This window comes from Paracraurococcus ruber, assembly GCF_004353985.1.
Taxonomy (GTDB): domain Bacteria; phylum Pseudomonadota; class Alphaproteobacteria; order Acetobacterales; family Acetobacteraceae; genus Paracraurococcus; species Paracraurococcus ruber.
In genome coordinates, this window is record NZ_SMOA01000402.1 from 1 (window position 1) to 3,586 (window position 3,586).

The window sequence follows — 3,586 nt, forward strand, 5'->3', positions numbered from 1 at the left end:
GCCGGCGGGCCGAGCGCGACCGGCCGGGCCGGCGCCGCCGGTCGCGCCGGCACCGGGCCGGGTGCCGGCCCCTGCCCGCCCATCCGCGCCCAGCCCTTCACCTTGGCCAGGATCTCGGCCCGGAAGGTGGGGTCGTTCAGCCCGCCGCCGGCGGCCGAAGGTTTCGGGATGTAGTCCGACGCGCCGGCCCGCAGCGCCGCCATGGCGGCGGCGGCGCCGCGCTGGGTCAGCGCGCTGGCGACGATGACGGCCGGCCGCGGTGCCTGCTTCAGCAGCAGCGGCAGCGCGGTCATCCCGTCCATCACCGGCATCTCGAGGTCGAGCAGGATCACCTGGGCCCGCTGCGCCGCCGGCATGCCGGCCAGCGTCGACACCGCTTCCTGCCCGTTGGCGACGCGGGCGACGACGCGGATGCCGGCATCGCTTTCCAGCAGCCGCGCCAGCGCGGCCCGCACCGTCGCGCTGTCGTCGCACAGCATGACGCGCACCGGCGGCCCGGCATCCCGCGCCGGCGCGCCGCCCGCGGCCGGGCCCCCGGGGCTCGCGCTGCCTGGCATCAGGCGGCGGGGTCCGGGATCAGGCCGGCCTGGACGAACTTGTCCTGCAGCAGCGCCTCGTCGAAGGGCTTCATGATGTATTCCTGCGCCCCGGCCTCCAGCGCCTCGACGATCCGGTCCATCGCCGCCTCGGTCGTGCAGAGCACGACCACCGGCCGGTCCGGGCCGAATTCGGCGCGCGCCGCCCGCAGGAAGGTGATGCCGTCCATCACCGGCATGTTCCAGTCGAGCAGGACGGCGCGCGGCAGCTCGGCCCGGCAGGCGGCCAGCGCCTGCGCGCCATCCGCCGCTTCCCGGACCGAGAAGCCGAGCTTCTCGACGATGCGCCTGGCCGCCTTGCGGACGACGCTGCTGTCGTCCACGACCAGGCAGGTCGCGGCGGCGTCGGCGGCGGCGCTCATGCGCCGATCGCCAGAACCTGCTCGACATCGAGCAGGATGAGAAGCTTGTCGCCCATGCGGTGCACGCCGCGCGAGACGTCCCGCCACAGCGGGTCGAGCGTCGGCGGGTTGGCGGCGCGTTCCGCCCGCGACAGCGGCAGCACCTCCCCCACCTCGTCGGCCAGCAGCGAATAGAGCTCGCCCTCGCGCTCGACGACGACGCTCATCGGCCCGCCCTGCTCGCGCGGCGGCAGGCCGAGGCGGCGGCGCAGGTCGATGGCGGTGACGATGCGGCCGCGCAGGTTCAGGCTGCCCGCCACCTCGGCCGGGGCCAGCGGGATGCGGGTGATGGCCTGCACCCCCAGCACGTCGCGCACCGACAGGACCGGCACGCCGCAGAGCTGGCCGGCGACGGTGAGCGTGAGGAAGACCTCCGCGGCGGCTTCCCCGGGCAGCCGGGCAAGCGCCGGCGCGCGCGTCGCCTCGGTGGTGGCTGTCTGCTGCATGATGCTCCTCCTCCCCGCCCGCTCAGGCCTCGACCCGCGCCGCCAGGCACTGGGTCAGGCTCTCCAGCAGGGCGGCGCGGTCGAACTTGCCGACGTAATCGGTGAACCCGGCCTCGCGGCCGCGGGCGATGTCCTCCGGCTCCACCCGGCCGGTCAGGGCGACCAGCGGCAGGTCGCGCCAGGGGCCGCCATCCCGCAGCACGCGGGCGAAGGCGAAGCCGTCCATGCCGGGCATGGTGATGTCGGAGACGATGGCGTCGAACTCGGCGCCGGCATCGCGCAGCCGCAGCGCTTCCTCGGCATCGGCGACGGCGGTGACGACGAAGCCGGCGGCGCCCAGCGCCGGGACGACCAGGTTGCGGAAGAAGGTGCTGTCCTCGACCAGCAGGACCTGGCGGCCCTGGCCGGCGGCGCGCTGCGACCCGCCGAACCAGTCCTCCCCGGCCTGGCGCAGCCACCAGGCGGTGTCCAGCAGCTCGGTCACCTTGCCGCCGACCACGACGCTGCCGAGATAGCCCGGCCGCTCCCCGGCGCCGTCCACCGCCAGCCGATCCTCGACCACGTCCAGGATCTCGTCGACCATCAGGCCCATGGCGCGGTCGCCGTCGCTGAAGACCAGCACAGGCTGCCGCTCCGGCGCCATCGACGCATCCCAGTGGCCGGACAGCGGCACGAGCGGCATCAGCTTGCCGCGGTACTGCACCAGCGGCTGGCCGCCGGCGATCTCGATCCGCTCGCGCTCCACATCCTCCAGCCGGGCGACGAGGCCGAGGGGGACCGCCTTCGGCGCGGCGTCGCCGGCGCGGAACAGCAGCAGCGCCGTCGCGGCGTCGGACTGCAGCAGGTGGGACGGCCGGCCGCTCTCGCGCTCCGGCTCCGCCTCCCCGCCCTCGGTGCCGAGGCCGGTGGCGCGGGCGATCCCGTTGGGGTCGAGGATCATGATGACGCTGCCATCGCCGAGGATGGTGTTGCCGCCGAACATGGTCACGTGGCGCAGGATCGGCGCCACCGGCTTCACCACGATCTCCTCCGTGTCGAAGACCCGGTCGACGATGATGCCGAAGACATGCCCGCCGACCTGGGTGACGACGACGAAGGCGCTTGCCTCCTCGGCGGCCGGCTGCAGCTGCAGCAGCGTCGCCAGGTTGACCAGCGGCAGCAGCCGGTCGCGCAGCCGCAGCACCGGCGCGTCCTTGATGCGCTCGAGCTGCGCCGCGCCTTCGCCGCCGACCCGCACCAGCTCGACCACGCCGATCTGCGGGATGGCGAAGCGCTCGCTGCCCGATTCGACGATCAGGGCGGAGACGATGGCGAGGGTGAGCGGGATCTTGATGACGAAGGTGGTGCCGAAGCCCTCGCGGCTGCGGATGTCGATGGTGCCGCCGATCCGCTCCATGTTGGTCTTGACCACGTCCATCCCGACCCCGCGGCCGGAGACGGAGGTGATGGCCGCGGCGGTGGAGAAGCCGGCGCGGAAGATGAAGCGGTGCACCTCCCGCTCCGGCATGTTCGCCACCTCGGCCTCGGTCGCCAGGCCCTGGGCGATAACCTTCTGCTTGATCTTCTCGGCCGACAGGCCGCGGCCGTCGTCGCCGATCTCGATGATGATGTGCCCGCCCTCGTGCCGGGCGTTCAGCATGATCCGGCCGGTCTCCGGCTTGCCGGCGCGCGCCCGGTCCTCCGGCCGCTCCAGCCCATGGTCGGCGCTGTTGCGCACCATGTGGGTCAGCGGGTCCTTGATGAGCTCGAGCACCTGGCGGTCCAGCTCGGTCTCGGCGCCGCGCATCTCGAGGCTGATCTTCTTGCCCAGTTCGACGCCGAGGTCGCGCACCAGGCGCGGCAGCTTCGCCCAGGCATTGCCGATCGGCTGCATGCGCGTCTTCATCACCCCTTCCTGCAGGTCGGTGGTGATGTGCGACAGCCGCTGCAGCGGCACGGTGAAGGCGCTGTCGCCCTGGTTGCGGGCAAGCTGGAGGAGCTGGTTGCGGGTCAGCACCAGCTCGCTGACCAGCATCATCAGGTCCTCCAGCACGTCGACCGACACGCGGATGGTCTGCGGCGGCGCGCCGCCGCCGCCGCCGGCCACCGGCTCCGCCTCCGCCGCGGCGGCGGGCACGGGCTCGGGCGCCGGGGGCGGCGGCGG

General features: G+C 73.9%; 4 protein-coding genes. All 4 read right to left on the bottom strand.

What is annotated here, in order from left to right:
- Positions 1-479: response regulator (locus E2C05_RS29785; RefSeq protein ID WP_133223242.1), on the bottom strand; the 479-nt coding region annotated here is incomplete at its 3' end.
- A gap of 77 nt (positions 480-556) precedes the next feature.
- Positions 557-958 carry a response regulator gene (locus E2C05_RS29790; RefSeq protein ID WP_133223240.1) on the bottom strand — a complete coding sequence of 134 codons (402 nt, stop codon included), beginning with the start codon at positions 956-958 and terminating at the stop codon, positions 557-559.
- Complete coding sequence (locus E2C05_RS29795; RefSeq protein WP_133223241.1) at positions 955-1,443, bottom strand: chemotaxis protein CheW; 489 nt, start codon at positions 1,441-1,443, stop codon at positions 955-957. The genes E2C05_RS29790 and E2C05_RS29795 overlap by 4 nt, the downstream gene beginning before the upstream one ends.
- A 22-nt stretch (positions 1,444-1,465) precedes the next feature.
- On the bottom strand, positions 1,466-3,586 hold a 2,121-nt coding region (locus E2C05_RS29800), incomplete at its 5' end, for a hybrid sensor histidine kinase/response regulator (RefSeq protein ID WP_240046951.1).